Annotated in this window: 15 protein-coding genes; 11 read left to right on the top strand and 4 right to left on the bottom strand. The window is 60.2% G+C overall.

The genetic code is table 11. The annotated features are described in order from the left end of the window. Window positions 1–223 precede the first annotated feature (223 nt). A complete protein-coding gene (locus BOP96_RS19950; RefSeq protein ID WP_175563001.1) occupies window positions 224–2,029 on the top strand; it encodes an ABC transporter ATP-binding protein/permease in 1,806 nt (601 codons plus the stop codon). A 65-nt stretch (window positions 2,030–2,094) separates the two neighbouring features. Here BOP96_RS19950 and BOP96_RS19945 read toward each other — a convergent pair whose 3' ends face one another. Further along, the gene (locus tag BOP96_RS19945; protein ID WP_014717506.1) at window positions 2,095–4,023 is read right to left on the bottom strand and encodes a transglycosylase SLT domain-containing protein; all 1,929 of its coding nucleotides are present in this window, start codon (window positions 4,021–4,023) and stop codon (window positions 2,095–2,097) included. Between the two features lie 213 nt (window positions 4,024–4,236). On the opposite strand from BOP96_RS19945, the gene BOP96_RS19940 reads away from it, so the two are divergent. Continuing rightward, window positions 4,237–6,159 (top strand): ATP-binding cassette domain-containing protein, encoded by a 1,923-nt coding sequence (locus tag BOP96_RS19940; protein ID WP_020302894.1) that lies wholly within the window; start codon window positions 4,237–4,239, stop codon window positions 6,157–6,159. 182 nt (window positions 6,160–6,341) lie between these two features. On the opposite strand, the gene BOP96_RS19935 is transcribed toward BOP96_RS19940, so the two are convergent. Beyond that, complete coding sequence (locus BOP96_RS19935; RefSeq protein WP_014717508.1) at window positions 6,342–6,782, bottom strand: universal stress protein; 441 nt, start codon at window positions 6,780–6,782, stop codon at window positions 6,342–6,344. A gap of 105 nt (window positions 6,783–6,887) precedes the next feature. Here BOP96_RS19935 and BOP96_RS19930 point away from each other — a divergent pair, with 105 nt between their 5' ends. From BOP96_RS19930 to BOP96_RS19895, 7 genes are all read left to right on the top strand, one after another. Continuing rightward, window positions 6,888–7,325 carry a hypothetical protein gene (locus tag BOP96_RS19930; RefSeq protein WP_019818247.1) on the top strand — a complete coding sequence of 146 codons (438 nt, stop codon included), beginning with the start codon at window positions 6,888–6,890 and terminating at the stop codon, window positions 7,323–7,325. A gap of 486 nt (window positions 7,326–7,811) precedes the next feature. Beyond that, window positions 7,812–9,959, top strand: coding sequence for a fatty acid oxidation complex subunit alpha FadB (gene fadB / locus BOP96_RS19925; RefSeq protein ID WP_005786151.1), 2,148 nt, complete (start codon window positions 7,812–7,814; stop codon window positions 9,957–9,959). 29 nt (window positions 9,960–9,988) lie between these two features. Then, window positions 9,989–11,164 (top strand): acetyl-CoA C-acyltransferase FadA, encoded by a 1,176-nt coding sequence (fadA, locus tag BOP96_RS19920; protein WP_003189650.1) that lies wholly within the window; start codon window positions 9,989–9,991, stop codon window positions 11,162–11,164. 98 nt (window positions 11,165–11,262) lie between these two features. After that, window positions 11,263–11,499 (top strand): DUF1653 domain-containing protein, encoded by a 237-nt coding sequence (locus BOP96_RS19915; RefSeq protein ID WP_003189651.1) that lies wholly within the window; start codon window positions 11,263–11,265, stop codon window positions 11,497–11,499. 114 nt (window positions 11,500–11,613) lie between these two features. Further along, window positions 11,614–14,235 carry a type I DNA topoisomerase gene (gene topA, locus BOP96_RS19910; protein WP_003189652.1) on the top strand — a complete coding sequence of 874 codons (2,622 nt, stop codon included), beginning with the start codon at window positions 11,614–11,616 and terminating at the stop codon, window positions 14,233–14,235. 191 nt (window positions 14,236–14,426) lie between these two features. Continuing rightward, on the top strand, window positions 14,427–14,948 hold the full coding sequence (locus BOP96_RS19905) for a DUF6586 family protein (RefSeq protein WP_003189653.1): 522 nt from the start codon (window positions 14,427–14,429) through the stop codon (window positions 14,946–14,948). 530 nt (window positions 14,949–15,478) lie between these two features. After that, a complete protein-coding gene (locus tag BOP96_RS19895; RefSeq protein ID WP_014717511.1) occupies window positions 15,479–15,712 on the top strand; it encodes a hypothetical protein in 234 nt (77 codons plus the stop codon). Window positions 15,713–15,748: 36 nt separating this feature from the next. Here the strand turns inward: BOP96_RS19895 and sulA are convergent, their stop codons facing one another. Together sulA and lexA are read right to left on the bottom strand one after the other, a co-directional pair. Continuing rightward, a complete protein-coding gene (sulA, locus tag BOP96_RS19890; RefSeq protein ID WP_005786162.1) occupies window positions 15,749–16,222 on the bottom strand; it encodes an SOS-induced cell division inhibitor SulA in 474 nt (157 codons plus the stop codon). A gap of 10 nt (window positions 16,223–16,232) precedes the next feature. Continuing rightward, window positions 16,233–16,841 carry a transcriptional repressor LexA gene (gene lexA / locus BOP96_RS19885; protein WP_003172575.1) on the bottom strand — a complete coding sequence of 203 codons (609 nt, stop codon included), beginning with the start codon at window positions 16,839–16,841 and terminating at the stop codon, window positions 16,233–16,235. A 263-nt stretch (window positions 16,842–17,104) separates the two neighbouring features. On the opposite strand from lexA, the gene BOP96_RS19880 reads away from it, so the two are divergent. Together BOP96_RS19880 and nagZ are read left to right on the top strand one after the other, a co-directional pair. Beyond that, the gene (locus BOP96_RS19880; RefSeq protein ID WP_014717512.1) at window positions 17,105–17,812 is read left to right on the top strand and encodes a TetR/AcrR family transcriptional regulator; all 708 of its coding nucleotides are present in this window, start codon (window positions 17,105–17,107) and stop codon (window positions 17,810–17,812) included. A gap of 135 nt (window positions 17,813–17,947) precedes the next feature. Then, the gene (nagZ, locus tag BOP96_RS19875) at window positions 17,948–18,958 is read left to right on the top strand and encodes a beta-N-acetylhexosaminidase (RefSeq protein WP_019818244.1); all 1,011 of its coding nucleotides are present in this window, start codon (window positions 17,948–17,950) and stop codon (window positions 18,956–18,958) included. Window positions 18,959–18,979: the final 21 nt, after the last annotated feature.

Below are 18,979 nucleotides of genomic sequence, written 5' to 3'. Positions count from 1 at the left end.
TCAGGTTGTGTACCTACTTTAATTCCCCCGCATGAACGCGCTGTTACAACTCCTTACACGCTCATCGGTTTGAACACCCAGTCCACCAGAAACCGGTACATATTTCCAGATCAGGCTTAGACCGATAGCCTCTAGCGGCCTGCATCGGCGGGCATAATTAACCTGACTCATTGTTATTTGCGCAAGTTCCCCCAATGTTGAGGTACAGACTCCTCATTGGGTGATGCCTTCCATGTTCTCCATCCGTCAACGCCGTGCGATTCGCCTGGCCAGCCGCTTTATTGCGCCCTACCGTTGGCAGGCGCTTGGCGCACTGCTGGCGCTGATCGTCACCGCTGGCATCACCTTGTCCATGGGGCAGGGCATACGCCTGTTGGTGGACCAGGGCTTCATGACCCAGTCGCCACACCTGCTCAACCAGTCAATCGGCCTGTTCATGCTGCTGGTGCTCGGCCTGGCCGTGGGCACCTTCACGCGGTTTTACCTGGTGTCGTGGATTGGCGAGCGGGTGGTAGCCGATATTCGCCGGCAGGTGTTCAACCACCTGATCTACCTGCACCCCGGCTTCTACGAGAACAACCGCAGCTCGGAAATCCAGTCGCGGCTGACCACCGACACCACCTTACTGCAATCGGTGATCGGCTCATCACTGTCGCTGTTTCTGCGCAACGCCCTGATGGTGATCGGCGGCATCGTGTTGCTGTTTATCACTAATCCCAAGCTCACCAGCATCGTGGTGGTGGCGTTGCCGCTGGTGCTGGCGCCGATTCTGATCTTCGGGCGCCGGGTGCGCAGCCTGTCGCGTTTGAGCCAGGACCGTATCGCGGACGTCGGCAGCTATGTCGCCGAGACGTTGGGCCAGATCAAGACCGTGCAGGCCTATAACCATCAGGTTCAGGACGAACAACGCTTTGCCGTCACCGTCGAGGACGCCTTTGTCACGGCACGTAAACGCATCTTGCAGCGCTCCTGGCTGATCACCCTGGTGATCATGCTGGTGCTCGGCGCGGTAGGCGTGATGCTTTGGGTGGGCGGCATGGACGTGATCAGCGGGCGCATTTCCGGCGGTGAGCTGGCGGCGTTCGTGTTCTACAGCCTGATTGTCGGCAGCGCCGTCGGCACCCTGAGCGAAGTGCTTGGCGAGTTGCAGCGTGCCGCCGGGGCAGCCGAGCGTATCGGTGAGCTGTTGCAGTCAGGCAACGAGATCCAGGCGCCGGCCACTGGCGGCGTACGTTTGCCGGATCGGGTCAGTGGCCGCATGGAACTGCAGGACCTACGCTTTTCCTATCCTTCGCGACCGGACAGCTATGCCATCGACGGCTTGAACCTGACCATCAACCCGGGCGAAACCCTGGCCTTGGTAGGGCCGTCCGGTGCGGGCAAGTCGACGATTTTCGATCTGCTGCTGCGCTTCTACGACCCCCAGCAAGGCCGAATCCTGCTCGAAGGCCAGCCGCTGACCGAGCTAGACCCCCTGGACCTGCGGCGCCATTTCGCCCTGGTGTCCCAGAGCCCGGCGTTGTTCTTCGGCAGCGTCGAGGACAACATCCGCTACGGCAACCCGTCCGCCACCACCGCCCAGGTGGAAGCCGCCGCGCGTATTGCCCACGCCCACGACTTCATCCTGCAAATGCCCGACGGCTACCAAACCCACCTCGGCGAAAGTGGCCAGGGCCTCTCCGGCGGCCAGCGCCAACGCCTGGCCATCGCTCGCGCCTTGCTGGTCGACGCGCCGATCCTGCTGCTGGACGAAGCCACCAGCGCCCTCGACGCCCAGAGTGAACACCTTATCCAGCAAGCGCTGCCGCAGCTGATGCAGGGGCGCACCACGCTGGTGATCGCCCACCGTTTGGCCACGGTGAAGAATGCCGACCGCATTGCGGTGATGGACCAGGGCAAGCTGGTGGCGGTGGGCACGCATCAGCAGTTGATTGCGAGCAATCCGCTGTATGCGCGGTTGGCGGCGTTGCAGTTCAGTGCGGACCCTGTGGGAGGGGGCTTGCCCCCGATAGCGGCGGATCAGCAATAGACGTGTGACTGACAGCCTGCAATCGGGGGCAAGCCCCCTCCCACATTAGAAGCAGGTTCAGAGCCTTATTGGTCGTCGAAGTACCGCTCATGCCAATCCACCAACGGCTGTGGTGAGTTGAGCTTCTGCCCGTAGATCACCGAATAAGACAGCACGTTCTGCACATACTGGCGGGTTTCGTCGAAGGGGATGCTTTCCACCCACACGTCGAAACTCAGGTGGTCTGCGCCGCGCAGCCATTGGCGCACGCGGCCGGGGCCGGCGTTGTAGGCAGCGGAGGCGAGCACGCGGTTGCCGTTGAACTGGCTGTGCACCTGGCTCAGGTACGCAGCACCGAGCTGGATGTTTTTATCCGGGTCCAGTACCTGGGCCGGGGAGGCCAGGGGGATGCTGAACTTGCGCGCGGTTTCCTTGGCCGTGCCGGGCATCAGTTGCATCAGGCCGCTGGCGCCGACGCCGGAGCGGGCATCGTCCATGAACGCGCTTTCCTGACGGGTGATGGCAAAGATCCAGCTGGAGTGCAGGCCACGTACCTTGGCTTCGCGCACCAGGGTGTCGCGGTGGGCCATCGGGAAGCGGATGTCCAGATCGTCCCAGTACTGCGCCTGGCTGATGGTGCGGATGGCCGGAAAGTACCACTTCATGTCGTAGGCCAGTTTGGCCTGGGCGACCATCTCGTCACGGTTGAAATGACGGCTGACGTGGTACCACTCGCGGCGACCGTCGACGATCTGGCCACGGGCGTAGAATTCCAGGGCACGCCGCACCCCCGGGGTATTGCGCACCTTGTTGACCAGCGCCTGGCTCATCACCAGCGGCTTGTTGTTCAACTGGTAAGGGGCTTTGGAGCGGTCAGCAGCGAGGAAACCGTAGAAGTCCCGCTCCTTGGCCACGTTTTTGTACAGCACCAAAGCCTGCGGGTTTTTCGGCTCGGCCAGCTCCAGGCTGCGTGCCTGCCAGTAGCGCCAACGGTTGGTGGTGGCCAGGTCCTGTGGGAGTTTGCGGGTCAACTGGTAGGCGTCTTCCCAGCGCGCTAGGCGCAACAGCAGGCGCAGACGCCACTCGGAAACCGTATTGTCGCGTAACTCGGGGTCGTACTTGGTCATGACCTCCAGTGCGCGCGGGTCGAAGCGCTTGGCCAGGGTCAAGCCGATCTCGCGGGCAATCGAGACTTTTTCGTCACGGGAGAAGTGCATGCTGCTGGCGTAACCGTCGAGCAGCGACATGGCTTTGTCCGGATCCTGCCGCGCCAGGCGACGCAGGCCCAGGCCCACGGCGTCAGACATGGCCTCGGTGGCCGGCTGGAAGCGTGACGGGTCGCTGAGCATGTCGGGCTTTTGCGCCACATCCACCATCAAGCGACCTTGGGCGCCGAGGGTGGGTAGGGTTTTCACCAGGCTATTGGCCAGCGCGTAGTTACGCGCTTCGGCGGCGAGCTTGGTGCGCTCCCAGATCTTCTGCTCGGTGAGCTGGCCGGCAGCGGCCCACTGGCCAAACGTGGCGTCACACGCGGCGGGCTGGGATTTGCCGGTCATCCACAATTTTTCGGCGGTCTTGTAGCCTTCAGCCTTGAGATTGTGGCTGAGCTGGTACTGGCCATGCAGGCAATCCAGCTCGACGAAATTGAGCTTGGTGTCGTAGTACTTTTCAAAAGTTTGCCAATCGCCGCGTTCGGCCAGCCAGCGCAGCCAACGCAGTTTCATCCAGTTGGCCTGAGGCAAGTCGCCGTGTTTGGCGAGGAATTGTTCGATTTCCTCGTTACTTGCGGTTTTCAGGCGCGCGGTCAGTTCGTCGTAGGCCAGGTAGGGCGTGAGCGGGTAATCGGCCAGGGCCTGGCTGTATTGCATGTAGGGGCCGCTGTCGCCCTTGGCCAAGGCACGTTTGGCTTGATCGTAATACTGGCGTTGAGTGGTGAGGTCCACCGCCTGGGCGGATTGAACGGCAGTGGCGGAAAGAAGCAGACAAGATAAAAAGTTGAAAAGGCGACTGCGCATGAGACGTCCGTGCAGAGAAATCACGACTAGCACCGGCACTGCCGACACTGATTGCCCCTAGCTTAGCCTTTTGCCAGCGGCCCGCGAAAGCTTTGCCGGCTGGTTCGTTCAAGTTCGCCGGAAATGTCCTACAGAACGTGTCAATAGAGAAAATGCCGACCGCATCCCACCCTCACATCAGGTAGAATGCGCGCCCAGTTTTTGGAGAAGCGTATGACCCTGCTCAAATTCAGCGATGTGTCCCTTGCTTTCGGCGCCATGCCGTTGTTGGACAAGGTGTCCTGGCAGATCGCCCGTGGTGAGCGGGTGTGCATCATCGGCCGCAACGGCACCGGCAAGTCCAGCATGATGAAGCTGGTAAAAGGCGACCAGAAGCCCGATGACGGCTCTGTCTGGCGTGCCCCGGGCCTCAAGATCGGCGAATTGCCGCAAGAATTGCCGGTGGCCGACGGACGGACAGTGTTCGACGTGGTAGCCGAAGGCCTGGACGGTGTTGGCGAGTTGCTCGCGCAATACCATCACCTGGCACAGAACTGCGTCACCGAAGAAGACCTGGACAAACTGATGCACGTCCAGCAAGACCTCGAAGCCCGTGACGGCTGGCGCTTGCAGCAACTGGTGGACAGCACCCTGAGCCGCCTGCAACTGCCGGCAGACAAGACCCTCGCCGAATTGTCCGGCGGCTGGCGTCGCCGTGTGCTGCTGGCCCAGGCCCTGGTGTCCGAGCCGGACCTGCTGCTGCTCGACGAACCGACCAACCACCTGGACATCGGCGCCATCGCCTGGCTTGAAGAAGCCATCAAGGACTTCCAGGGCGCCGTGCTGTTTATCACGCACGACCGTGCTTTCCTGCAGAGCCTGGCTACGCGCATCCTCGAGCTGGACCGTGGCGGCCTGATCGACTGGAACGGCGACTACGCCAGCTTCCTGGTGCATAAGGAAGCCGCCCTGGCGGCCGAAGAAACCGCCAACGCGCTGTTCGACAAGAAGCTGGCCCAGGAAGAAGTCTGGATCCGCCAGGGCATCAAGGCCCGTCGCACCCGTAACGAAGGCCGCGTGCGTGCCTTGAAAGCCTTGCGCGTGGAGCGCAGTGAGCGCCGCGAGCGTACCGGCAAGGCCAATATCCAGCTCGATACTGCCGACAAGTCGGGCAAGCAAGTGATGGTGCTGGAGAACGTCAGCTTCCATCACCCGGACGGCCCGTTCCTGATCAAGGACTTCTCCATGGTCCTGCAGCGCGGCGACCGTATTGGCCTGTTGGGCGCCAACGGTACCGGCAAGACCACCTTGCTCAAGCTGATGCTCAGCGGTCTGCAACCGACCAGCGGCAAGGTGGAAGAGGGCACTCGCATCGACGTGGCCTACTTTGACCAGTTGCGCCACCAGTTGGACCTGGAAAAGACCGTGATCGACAACGTCGCCGAAGGTCGCGACTTTATCGACATCGACGGCCAGAGCCGCCACGTACTCAGCTACCTCGGCGACTTCCTGTTCAGCCCGCAACGTGCGCGCACGCCGGTCAAGGCGCTGTCGGGGGGTGAGCGTGCGCGCCTGCTGCTGGCCAAGCTGTTCAGCAAGCCGGCCAACCTGCTGGTGCTCGACGAACCGACCAACGACCTCGACGTGGAAACCCTGGAACTGCTGGAAGAGGTCTTGCTGACCTTCAACGGCACCGTGCTGATGGTCAGCCACGACCGGGAATTCCTCGACAACGTGGTCACCAGCACCCTGGTTTTCGAAGGCGAAGGCAAGGTGCGCGAATACGTGGGCGGTTATCAGGACTGGCTGCGTCAGGGCGGCTCGCCGCGCCTGCTGGGCGTGACCGAGAGCAAGTCGGGCAAGGCGGACCTGAACACGGCGGTGGTGGCTCCCGCCGCTGCCGAGGCGCCTGCACCGGCTGCTGACGCTGCGCCGGCCAAGAAGAAGCTGAGCTATAAGTTGCAGCGCGAGCTGGAAGCCTTGCCAGGCGATATCGACGCCAAGGAACAGCAGATCGCTGCGGTCGAAGCGGAAATGGCTGACGCCGGCTTCTACCTGCGCCCTGCGGCAGAAACCGCCAAGGTTATCGCCTCCCTGGAGACGTTGAACCAGGAGCTGGAAGCGTTGGTTGAGCGTTGGGCCGAGCTGGATGCCTGAGTGATCGAGCCGCAATAAAAAAGCCCGGCGCTCTTCTATGAGCGCCGGGCTTTTTAATATGAAATGCGATTCAACTGTGGGAGCTGGCTTGCCTGCGATAGCAGTCTGCCAGTTGATGCATCGGGTGGCTGATACACCGCTATCGCAGGCAAGCCAGCTCCCACATTAGACCTTTATCGGTCTTACGGACTCTTTATCAGTTTGACGGCCAATACATCGCACGGCGCGCCGTGCAATACATCATTGGCGGTCGAGCCCAGCAACAACGCCAAACCGTGACGACCATGGCTACCCACCACGATCAAGTCGCAAGCCTTTTCCTTGGCCAGGTGGTGAATTTCCTGGCGCGGTTGGCCGTATGTCAGGTGGCAGTCTTCCTTTTTCAGGTGCGGGTATTTGAGAATCAAACGGTCAAGGCGCTCCTTGGCCTGGTCAAATTGTTGTTGCTGCAGCTGGGAAAGGTCCATCGGCACGTCACCACCAAAGGCCATGGCCATGGGCTCGACGATGTGTACCAACGACAGTTTGGCGCCATTGGCAATCGCGGATTCCTGTGCGCGCTTGATCACTGGATCGCACTCTTCGGTCAGGTCGACAGCGACCAGAATATGTTCGTAGGGCATGAGGCGTTCCTCCAGAGGACTGCAATAAGTTCAGTATGGCTGCTTTCAAGCGGATGGGGTTGCCGCAGATCAAATCCGCTCATCTAGAAATTCGGGAGTACACATATGACGGTCTGGATAGTGGTGTCAATCCTTGCGGTGGTTTTGAGCCCCCTGGTATGGCTGCGACCTTCGCGCCAGCAGAGTGGGCGTATGGCCCTGCGCATGGAGGCACGCCGCATCGGCCTGGCCATGCAGTTGGCGCCTCAGGAATGGCCGCACTGGCTCAAGCAGGAGCCGCCGAGCCCCTGTGCGCAGTATTGCCGGCCACGACGCGGCAGCGCGCCCGCAACGTGGAGCTACTGGCAGCTGGAGCCGGGGCTATGGGTCAATCAGTGGCGTGAACCCTGTGTGGATGAGAAGTTGTTGCCGCATTTTGCAACGCTGCCGGCAAACGTCTACAAGGTCGAGGCCGACAAACAGATGATTGCTCTGTATTGGGGCGAAAAGGGCGACGCAAGCGTGCTGAAAGATATTGATACGCTGCTCAAGGCCCTGGCCTGACCCAAGCTCTGTAGGAGCGAGCCAGCTCGCTCCTACAGGAAAGCCAGGCAATAAAAAGCCCGACATCATCATCGGGCTGGAGGTGGCCAGGCAGGCCGGTAAATCTGCACATTGCCGCTAGCCTAGTCGTGTATTGCTTTCTGTACAGCCTTTTCCCACATCCTTTCCATTATTGATCCTGTGAATATTTGAATATTGACGGGTGGCGAGCCTGTGGGCCGGGTTCTGAAATGACTGGAAAGTCGCGCTTTTCCTAGCCTTTGGAGCGATTGACAATTGCTCGGAATTGGATGAAGGTGGCGTACCCAAATCAAACGGGCGTATGAATTGAGCGTTTGCCTGTCAGACGACTCATACAAAACCCGACTATCGCACTGGCGGGTGTGCCTGGCGGATTGGCGTGAGCATTGATTCAACTGTCAATGTCAAACCAGAGACCAGCGTCCAGTGTGTACTGTTCAGCTTCCATATCGTGGAGATCAGTTGATGATTTACGAAGGTAAAGCCATCACGGTTAAGGCTCTTGAAAGTGGCATCGTCGAACTCAAATTCGACCTCAAGGGTGAGTCCGTCAACAAGTTCAACCGTCTAACCCTGAACGAACTGCGTCAGGCCGTAGACACCATCAAAGCAGATGCTTCGGTCAAGGGCGTGATCGTCTCCAGCGGCAAGGACGTGTTTATCGTCGGCGCTGACATCACCGAATTCGTCGACAACTTCAAGCTGCCCGATGCCGAGCTGGTGGCTGGCAACCTCGAAGCCAACAAGATCTTCAGCGATTTCGAAGACCTCAACGTGCCGACTGTTGCTGCCATCAACGGCATCGCGTTGGGCGGCGGCCTGGAAATGTGCCTGGCGGCAGACTTCCGTGTCATGTCCGCGACGGCCAAGATCGGCCTGCCGGAAGTCAAGCTGGGTATCTACCCAGGCTTTGGCGGTACCGTGCGCCTGCCGCGCCTGATCGGTGCCGACAACGCGATCGAATGGATCGCCGCCGGCAAGGAAAACAAGGCTGAAGACGCGCTGAAAGTCGGTGCCGTCGACGCTGTGGTGGCCCCCGACAAACTGGCCGAAGCCGCGCTGAACCTGATCAAAGGCGCCATCAGCGGCGAATTTGACTACAAGGCCAAGCGTCAGCCGAAGCTGGAAAAACTCAAGCTCAACGCCATCGAACAGATGATGTCGTTCGAAACCGCCAAAGGTTTCGTGGCAGGCCAGGCCGGCCCGAACTACCCGGCGCCGGTTGAAGCGATCAAGACCATCCAGAAGGCCGCGAACTTTGGTCGCGACAAAGCCCTGGAAGTGGAAGCGGCAGGCTTCGTCAAACTGGCGAAAACCTCGGCGGCCCAGAGCCTGATCGGCCTGTTCCTGAACGATCAGGAACTGAAGAAAAAGGCCAAGGCCTACGACGAAATCGCCAAGGACGTGAAACAGGCCGCCGTACTCGGCGCCGGTATCATGGGCGGCGGTATCGCCTATCAATCGGCGTCCAAAGGCACGCCGATCCTGATGAAAGACATCAACGAGCACGGTATCGAGCAGGGCCTGGCCGAAGCCGCCAAGCTGCTGGTGGGCCGCGTTGATAAAGGTCGCATGACCGCTGCAAAAATGGCTGAAGTGCTCAACGGCATTCGTCCTACGCTGTCTTACGGCGATTTCGGCCACGTCGACCTGGTGGTCGAAGCGGTTGTCGAGAATCCGAAGGTCAAGCAGGCCGTGTTGGCTGAAGTTGAAGCCCAGGTCAAGGACGACACCATCCTGGCGTCCAACACCTCAACCATTTCCATCTCGCTGCTGGCCAAGGCCCTCAAGCGGCCGGAAAACTTCGTCGGCATGCACTTCTTCAACCCGGTGCACATGATGCCGTTGGTGGAAGTGATCCGTGGCGAGAAATCCAGCGAGCTGGCGGTTGCCACCACCGTTGCCTACGCCAAGAAAATGGGCAAGAACCCGATCGTGGTCAATGACTGCCCGGGCTTCCTGGTCAACCGCGTACTATTCCCCTACTTCGGCGGTTTCGCCAAGCTGGTCAGCGCCGGTGTGGACTTCGTGCGCATCGACAAGGTCATGGAGAAGTTCGGCTGGCCCATGGGCCCGGCTTATCTGATGGACGTGGTCGGCATCGACACCGGCCACCACGGTCGCGACGTCATGGCTGAAGGCTTCCCGGACCGCATGAAAGACGACCGCCGCTCGGCGATCGACGCGCTGTACGAGGCCAAGCGCCTGGGCCAGAAGAATGGCAAGGGCTTCTACGCCTACGAGGCCGACAAGAAGGGCAAGCAGAAGAAAGTGGCCGACCCGTCGGTGCACGAAGTGCTCGCTCCGGTCATCTACGAACAGCGTGAGGTGTCCGACGAAGACATCATCAACTGGATGATGATCGCCCTGTGCCTGGAAACCGTGCGTTGCCTGGAAGACGGCATCGTTGAAACCGCCGCCGAAGCCGATATGGGCCTGGTGTACGGTATTGGTTTCCCTCCATTCCGTGGTGGCGCGTTGCGTTACATCGATTCGATCGGTGTGGCCGAGTTCGTTGCCCTGGCTGACAAATACGCTGATTTGGGCCCGCTGTACCACCCGACCGCGAAGCTGCGTGAAATGGCCAAGAATGGCCAGAGCTTCTTCGGTTAAGCGCCCAATCGACTAGAGCGAGAATATTTATGAGCTTGAATCCAAGAGACGTCGTGATTGTCGACTTCGGTCGTACGCCGATGGGCCGCTCCAAGGGCGGCATGCACCGCAACACCCGCGCCGAAGACATGTCGGCGCACCTGATCAGCAAAGTGCTGGAGCGCAACACCAAGGTCGACCCGAACGAAGTCGAGGACGTGATCTGGGGCTGCGTCAACCAGACCCTGGAGCAGGGCTGGAACATCGCGCGCATGGCGTCGTTGATGACCCAGATCCCGCACACCGCGGCCGGCCAGACCGTCAGCCGCCTGTGCGGCTCGTCGATGAGCGCGCTGCACACCGCTGCGCAAGCGATCATGACCGGCAACGGCGATGTGTTCGTGGTCGGCGGCGTGGAGCACATGGGCCACGTCAGCATGATGCACGGCGTCGATCCTAACCCGCACATGTCCCTCTACGCGGCGAAAGCCTCGGGCATGATGGGCCTGACCGCGGAAATGCTCGGCAAAATGCACGGCATCACCCGTGAAGCCCAGGACGCCTTCGGCCTGCGCTCCCACCAACTCGCCCACAAGGCGACGGTGGAAGGCAAGTTCAAGGATGAAATCATCCCGATGAACGGCTACGACGAGAATGGTTTCCTGAAACTGTTCGACTACGACGAAACCATTCGTCCGGACACTACCCTGGAAAGCCTGGCGGCCCTCAAGCCCGCCTTCAATCCAAAGGGCGGCACCGTGACAGCCGGTACTTCCTCGCAGATCACCGACGGTGCTTCGTGCATGATCGTGATGTCGGCGCAGCGTGCCCAGGACCTGGGTATCCAGCCGCTGGCCGTGATTCGTTCGATGGCAGTGGCGGGTGTGGATCCGGCGATCATGGGCTATGGTCCAGTACCGGCCACACAAAAAGCCTTGAAGCGCGCAGGCCTTTCCATCTCTGATATCGACTTCTTCGAGCTCAACGAAGCTTTCGCCGCACAGGCCTTGCCAGTGCTGAAAGATCTGAAAGTACTCGACAAGATGAACGAGAAGGTTAACCTGCACGGCGGTGCGATTGCCCTGGGCCACCCATTCGGTTGCTCCGGTGCGCGTATCTCTGGCACTTTGCTTAACGTGATGAAGCAAAATGGCGGCAACCTTGGGGTTGCAACCATGTGCATTGGTCTCGGCCAAGGCATCTCTACCGTCTTCGAACGCGTCTAAACGTTCGGTTGACGGAAGCCGGGGCCCAGTGCCCCGGTTTTTGTTTTTTGGAACTTTTAAATATTTTTTTTCAACAAATTTTGCATGAGGGCCAGAGCATGAAAGTCGAACCAGGGCTCTACCAGCATTACAAGGGGCCGCAGTACCGTGTTTTCAGCGTGGCGCGCCACTCTGAAACCGAAGAAGAAGTGGTGTTTTACCAAGCACTGTATGGCGAATACGGCTTTTGGGTACGCCCTTTGAGCATGTTCCTGGAGACCGTCGAAGTTGACGGCGAGCAGGTCCCACGCTTTGCTTTGGTCACGGCCGAACCCAGTCTTTTTACAGGGCAATAACGGCAGGTCGCGCAGAATGCTGCGCTTGACCTCATCCGGTTGCCACTATATATAGCGTTGCCGCGTCAGGCGCCAACTGCCTTTCACTTCTCGAATTCAGGAATTTTCCGATCCATGGGCAAATCGCTGGTCATTGTGGAATCCCCGGCTAAGGCCAAGACCATCAACAAGTACTTGGGCAACGAGTACGTGGTGAAGTCGAGTATCGGCCATATCCGAGACCTGCCCACCAGCGGTTCGGCTAGCGCCAGCAAGGAGCCTGCCGCCAAGCGCGGCAAGGCCGCCGCGGGCGAAGGTCCGGTACTCACGCCTAAAGAAAAAGCGCGCAAGCAACTGGTTTCGCGCATGGGTGTGGACCCGGACCATGGCTGGAAGGCCAAGTACGAAATCCTTCCGGGCAAGGAAAAGGTCATCGAAGAGCTGCGCCGGCTCGCCAAAGATGCTGACACCATCTATCTCGCGACGGACTTGGACCGCGAAGGGGAAGCCATTGCCTGGCACCTGCGCGAAGCCATCGGCGGTGATGACAGCCGCTACAAGCGCGTGGTGTTCAACGAAATCACCAAGAAAGCCATCCAGGAAGCCTTCTCCAAGCCGGGCGAGCTGGACATCGACCGTGTCAACGCCCAGCAGGCCCGTCGCTTCCTCGACCGCGTCGTCGGCTACATGGTCTCGCCACTGCTGTGGGCGAAGATCGCCCGTGGCCTGTCCGCCGGCCGTGTGCAATCGGTAGCGGTCAAGCTGGTGGTTGAGCGTGAGCGCGAGATCCGTGCGTTCATCCCTGAAGAATACTGGGAAGTCCACGCCGACCTCGGCACTGCCAAGGGCGCCAATGTGCGCTTTGAAGTGGCCCGTGAAAAAGGCGAAGCCTTCAAGCCGCTGAACGAAGCCCAGGCCATGGCCGCGCTGGAGAAGCTCAAGGCCTCCAGCTACAGCATCGTCAAGCGTGAAGACAAACCGACCAGCAGCAAGCCGTCGGCGCCGTTCATCACCTCCACCCTGCAACAGGCCGCGAGCAACCGTTTGGGCTTCGGGGTGAAGAAGACCATGATGATGGCCCAGCGTCTGTATGAGGCTGGCTACATCACGTATATGCGTACGGACTCCACCAACCTGTCGCAAGACGCGGTGGCGATGGCGCGTACCTATATTGAAAGCGAATTCGGCAAGACCTACCTGCCGGAGAAGCCGAACGTCTACAGCAGCAAGGAAGGCGCACAAGAGGCACACGAAGCGATTCGTCCTTCCGACGCCAACACCACGCCTGCCAAGCTGAGCGGCATGGAGCGCGACGCTGAGCGCCTCTACGAGCTGATCTGGCGCCAGTTCCTGGCTTGCCAGATGCTGCCGGCGCAATACCTGTCTACTACCGTCAGCGTGGGCGCGGGCGATTTCGAGCTGCGTGCCAAGGGCCGTATCCTCAAGTTCGATGGCTACACCCGTGTGATGCCGCAGATCGCCAAGCCTGGCGATGATGATGTGCTGCCGGACATGGCCCAGGGCGACACACTGAAGCTGATCAAGCTCGACCCGTCCCAGCACTTCACCAAGCCGCCGGCGCGTTATTCCGAAGCCAGCCTGGTGAAAGAGATGGAGAAGCGCGGTATCGGTCGTCCGTCGACCTACGCGGCAATCATCTCCACCATCCAGGACCGTGGCTACGTTGCGTTGCACAACCGTCGTTTCTATTCGGAAAAGATGGGTGACATCGTCACCGAGCGTCTGTCGGAGAGCTTCTCCAACTTGATGGACTACGGCTTCACTGCCGGCATGGAAGAGAACCTCGATGACGTGGCCCAGGGCGAACGCGACTGGAAAAACGTGCTGGATGAGTTCTACGGCGACTTCAAGAAAAAGCTTGAAGTGGCCGAGAACCCCGAGAACGGGATGCGCGCCAACCAGCCGGTGATGACGGATATTCCGTGCACTACCTGCGGTCGACCGATGCAGATTCGTACCGCCTCCACCGGCGTGTTCCTCGGTTGCTCGGGCTACAGCCTGCCGCCCAAAGAGCGCTGCAAGGCGACCGTCAACCTGGTGCCGGGCGATGAAATCGCGGCTGACGACGAGGGTGAGTCCGAGTCGCTGGTGCTGCGTGGCAAGCACCGCTGCCCGATCTGCAGCACGGCGATGGACGCCTACCTGCTGGACGAGAAGCACAAGCTGCACATCTGTGGTAACAACCCGGATTGCAACGGCTACGAGATCGAAGAGGGCACCTATCGCATCAAGGGCTATGAAGGCCCGAGCCTGGAATGCGACAAGTGCGGCAGCGAGATGCAGCTCAAGACTGGCCGTTTCGGCAAGTTCTTCGGGTGCACCAACCCAACCTGCAAGAACACCCGCAAACTGCTGAAAAGCGGTGATGCGGCGCCGCCGAAGATGGATCCGGTGAAAATGCCCGAGCTCAAGTGCGAGAAGGTCAACGACACCTACATCCTGCGTGACGGCGCTTCGGGGCTGTTCCTGGCTGCGAGCCAGTTCCCGAAAAACCGCGAGACCCGTGCACCACTGGTGATGGAGATCGTGCCGCACAAGGACGAGATCGATCCGAAGTACCACTTCCTGTGTGAAGCGCCGAAAAAGGACCCGGATGGTCGCCCAGCCGTGATCCGTTACAGCCGCAAGACCAAGGAGCAGTACGTGCAGACCGAAGTGGACGGCAAGCCTACTGGCTGGAAAGCGTTCTACGACGGCGGCAAGTGGAAGGTCGAGGACAAGCGCCAGGGCGCTTGATCCGCTAGTCTGTTAACGCCAAAAGCCGTCTGTATAGACGGCTTTTGCTTACTGTAGGAGCGAGCTTGCTCGCGAAGATCGTTAACGAAAACGCGGGAAACCTGGCACCCTGCGGTGCCTGGAAGTTTTTCGCGAGCAAGCTCGCTCCTACACAGCCAGCATCACGCCTATTCGTTGTGGAGATTGCCGTCATGGCCAACGAACTCTATACCCGTACCAATCAGAAAATTTACTTCGCGGGTTTATCCCTGGAGGCCCTTGGCCGTGCCGAGGAAGGGAAAGAGATGAACGCCATCGCGCTGGTACAGGCGGGGCGCGAAGCGGCGTTGTTCCACCTGTACGGTGCCTTGCTGGGGCTGTGCCATGAGATCGCCGGGTTCTACCGCCTACCCCAGGCCGGTGCGCCGCGTGCAGAAATGATCATGAATCGTGAAGTGCTGGATTCAATGGCGATCCCCGAGTTGGCCGAACTGGTGGAAATGGCTCAAAGCCCCGACAGTTGGGTGGCACGGCTGCTCAAAGCCCATGCGGATATGTTTCAACCGCCGCGTATTCCCCATGTGCCCAAAGGTGATGTCACCCAGCCGCTGATCGTCGCCGTGGCCTTGGAGCAGGATGAGCCTAAGCCTTTGAGCCGTGAGGAGTTGGAAGGCTGGCGCCAGGAGCTGAAAAAGATGGCGCTGCGTTTTCGTGAAGGGCTCAACGAGTGCTGAAGGGGTTGCACTAAGCAAATGTGGAAGCTGGCTTGCCTGCGATGACGGCCTGCCAGCCGACACCTATCGATCTGATGCCCCGCGTTCAACCTGTGGGAGCTGGCTTGCCTGCGATGGCGGCCTGACAGGCGACCCTGTTATACCGAGTACATATTCATTCCTGCGGCAACGGCCACTTAGGGCTCCGCCTGACGGCGGGTCGCTGTGGAAAAGCCGGAATGCCAGCGTGGTTTAACGGGGAGCCTGAGATCAAGATCAAAAGCAGATCAAAAGCTACTCGCTTCGCATCGTGGTTACCGTTGGCTGCTTTAGCCTGCAAAGTTGTATAGGTACCTATGCTGCGATAGCGGTGGGTCAGTTTGCTGATTATGCGCTGATACTCCGCCATCGCAGGCAAGCCAGCGCCCACATAGAGACGCGTGTTCCCTAGGGCGCCATTCATCACACCGTAAACAAACCTGTCCATATCCCCTGCGAGGCTGGGTGGATGACTGATATAATCCCAGGCCTTTCGTGGAGAACAGACTTTTATGCCAACGTCCTTTCTGGAAATTGTTGAACTGCCTGACGGCCGAATCGAACTGCGCCGGGCTGAGGACGAGGGTTCTCTGGTTATTCTGGATTTCTCCGAAGACGCCAAGGTCTTCCTGCAAGGCCAGCACGTCGAAGTGGCTAAAGCCATGTTGAGCGTGGGCGTGCAGATGGCAGGTCGCCTTGCCGAAGGCGAGCCGGAGAAAGATGAAGGGCCGCGCGTTCTTCACTGAGTCCTTTGTGACGGCTGCTTCTGTGGTGCGCCATCATTACCCCAATCGAATATTCAAACTCTGTGCATCACCCGTGCGCGCAGCACTGATCAGTTGCTGCTTGGCGCTGGCATTCAGCGGGTTCAACCAGCTCACCACCGTATGGCTGCGGCCCAGGCGCAAGGCTTCGCAGGTTAGCTGCTGGGCACTTTGCGCGCCGCGTGGTTGCAGCAACAGGATACGCTCACGGTTGAGCCCAGCGTCCCGCAGCCAGGCCTGGGTGAGGCTGGCGGGCGGGGCGATCAGTGTCAGCCAGCGGGCGTCCTGATCTTCGCTCAATTCGCGCAGGATAGGTGCCAGCAGGTTCAGGCAGCTCTCAGCCGCACCGCGCAACGACAGTTCACTGAACGCCTCAGGTTCGCCGCCCCAGGGGGCTTCGACCGTTTCCTTGAGGATTGGCGCAAGGGGCTGGGCCATGAAGGCCTCGAACAGCGACAGTTGTGTATGTTGTGGGGTGTGCACGAGCTGCATGATGCCTCCTTTAGCGGCGAATGACGCCGACACTCAAGCCTTCGATCACCAGGTCCTGGTCTTTCAGGTTGACTTCGATCGGGGCAAACTCAGGGTTTTCGGCCAGGAGCCAGACCTTGCTGCCTTCGCGCTTGAAGCGTTTGACCGTGACCTCGTCGCCGATACGGGCCACGACGATCTGGCCATTGCGGGCTTCGCGGGTGGTATGCACGGCCAGCAGGTCGCCGTCGAAGATACCCACGTCCTTCATGCTCATGCCGTGCACACGCAACAGGTAGTCGGCGCGAGGGTGGAAGAAGGTCGGGTTGATGTTGCAGGATTCCTCGACGTGCTGCTGCGCCAGGATCGGCGCACCTGCGGCGACGCGACCGATGATCGGCAATGTCGACTCGTCGGCCTTGGCTTCGAAGCCAGGGATGCGAATACCTCGTGAAGCACCCGGGGTCATCTCGATCGCACCTTTGCGAGCGAGGGCCTTGAGGTGTTCCTCGGCGGCGTTCGGGGACTTGAACCCCAGTTCCAGGGCAATCTCCGCACGGGTAGGCGGGTAACCATTGTCATCAAGGCAGCGCTTGATAAAAGCCAGAATCTCAGCTTGGCGTGGCGTCAGTTTTAGCATGTTGATCGCTCTGTCTTTTTATACAGTGACTGGGATTATATACAGTGAACTGCGCTTGGCAATCATCCTTTTTAATGGCCCCGCTGGACGGTCATCCGTCAGCCGTCCTACAGAGCAGAAGCGGCGCTGCCTACACAGCTGCAAGGATGTGATTAAATAGCGATGAATCAGATGACTGACCAGCCGCAAAGCGGACCCGCAGGCTTGACAAGACACACTCTGAAACGTATGTTTCAAACAAGTGTTTGTCAGGCGGAGTAGCCATGGCCCAGTCGGAAACCGTTGAACGCATTCTCGATGCTGCCGAGCAATTGTTCGCGGAAAAAGGATTTGCTGAAACTTCATTGCGCCTGATCACCAGCAAGGCTGGGGTCAACCTGGCCGCCGTGAACTATCATTTCGGCTCGAAAAAGGCCCTGATCCAGGCGGTGTTCTCACGCTTTCTGGGCCCGTTCTGCACAAGCCTCGACCGTGAGCTGGAACGCCGCCAGGCCAAGGCCGATCACAAGCCCAGCCTGGAAGAGCTGCTGGAAATCCTCGTGGAGCAAGCCTTGGTCGTGCAGCCTCGCAGCGGCAACGACCTGTCGATCTTCATGCGCCTGCTGGGCCTGGCGTTCAGCCAGAGCCAGGGCCACTTGCGCCGCTACCTGGAAGACATGTACGGCAAGGTGTTCCGCCGCTATATGCTGTTGGTCAACGAAGCGGCCCCGCGTATTCCACCTATCGAGCTGTTCTGGCGTGTGCATTTCATGCTCGGTGCCGCAGCTTTCAGCATGTCGGGTATCAAGGCGCTGCGGGCAATTGCCGAGACCGATTTCGGTGTGAACACGTCCATCGAGCAAGTCATGCGCCTGATGGTGCCGTTCCTTGCCGCTGGCATGCGCGCCGAAACCGGCGTCAGCGACCCGGCCATGGCCGCCGCCCAGTTGCGCCCACGCAGCAAAACCGTACCGGTCGCCGCCAAGGTTTGATCGCTGCGGGTGGGCGCGGCCGCTTGCATCCGCTAAGCTAGCCGCCATGCCGATTTCAGCTATTTATTCGCAACCCGTCGTCCTTGCCGTGCCTGGCAAGGACGACGGGTTGTGTGCGTTATTTAAGGAAGGTTTATGACTGCTGCCCTGCAAGGTTCTTTGATGGTCGACGTCGCCGGTACCTGGCTCACGGCCGAGGATCGTCATCTGTTGCGCCAACCGGAAGTGGGCGGCCTGATTATTTTTGCGCGCAATATCGAGCACCCGCGCCAGGTTCGCGAGTTGAGCGCCGCGATTCGTGCAGTGCGCCCGGACTTGCTGTTGGCCGTGGACCAGGAGGGCGGTCGCGTGCAGCGTCTGCGCCAAGGCTTCGTGCGCCTGCCGGCCATGCGTGCGCTGGCGGATAACCCCAACGCTGAATACCTGGCCGAACAGTGCGGCTGGATCATGGCCACCGAGGTGCTGGCGGTGGGCCTGGACCTGAGTTTTGCCCCCGTGCTGGACCTCGACTACCAGCGCAGCGCCGTGGTCGGTACCCGTGCTTTCGAAGGCGACCCAGAGCGCGCTGCCGTGCTCGCGGGTGCCTTTATCCGTGGCATGAACAGCGCCGGCATGGCCGCCACCGGCAAGCACTTCCCTGGCCATGGTTGGGCCGAGGCCGATTCCCACGTCGCCATTCCCAATGATGAACGCAGCCTGGAGCAGATTCGCGCCAACGACCTGGTGCCTTTCGCACGCCTGAGCAAGCAATTGGCCGCCGTGATGCCGGCGCACGTCATCTACCCGCAGGTCGATGCCCAGCCTGCTGGTTTTTCGCGCCGCTGGTTGCAGGACATCCTGCGCGGTGAGTTGCAGTTTGACGGGGTAATCTTCAGCGATGACCTGTCCATGGCCGGCGCCCATGTGGTCGGCGATGCGGCCAGCCGTATCGAAGCGGCGCTGACCGCCGGTTGTGACATGGGCTTGGTGTGCAATGACCGTGCGGCGGCCGAGCTGGCGCTCAGTGCAGCACAGCGGATGAAGGTCACGCCGTCGGCGCGGATTGCGCGTATGCGTGGGCAGGCGGTTGCCTCGACGGACTATAAGCAGGACCCGCGTTGGCTGACAGCGCTTACTGCGTTGCGCGATGCGCAGTTGATCGACTGAAAACCGAAGCGCGGCCATCGC

Source organism: Pseudomonas sp. FSL W5-0203, from assembly GCF_001896155.1.
In the GTDB taxonomy this organism is placed as follows: domain Bacteria; phylum Pseudomonadota; class Gammaproteobacteria; order Pseudomonadales; family Pseudomonadaceae; genus Aquipseudomonas; species Aquipseudomonas paracarnis.
This window is presented reverse-complemented; position numbering and strand designations above follow the sequence as displayed.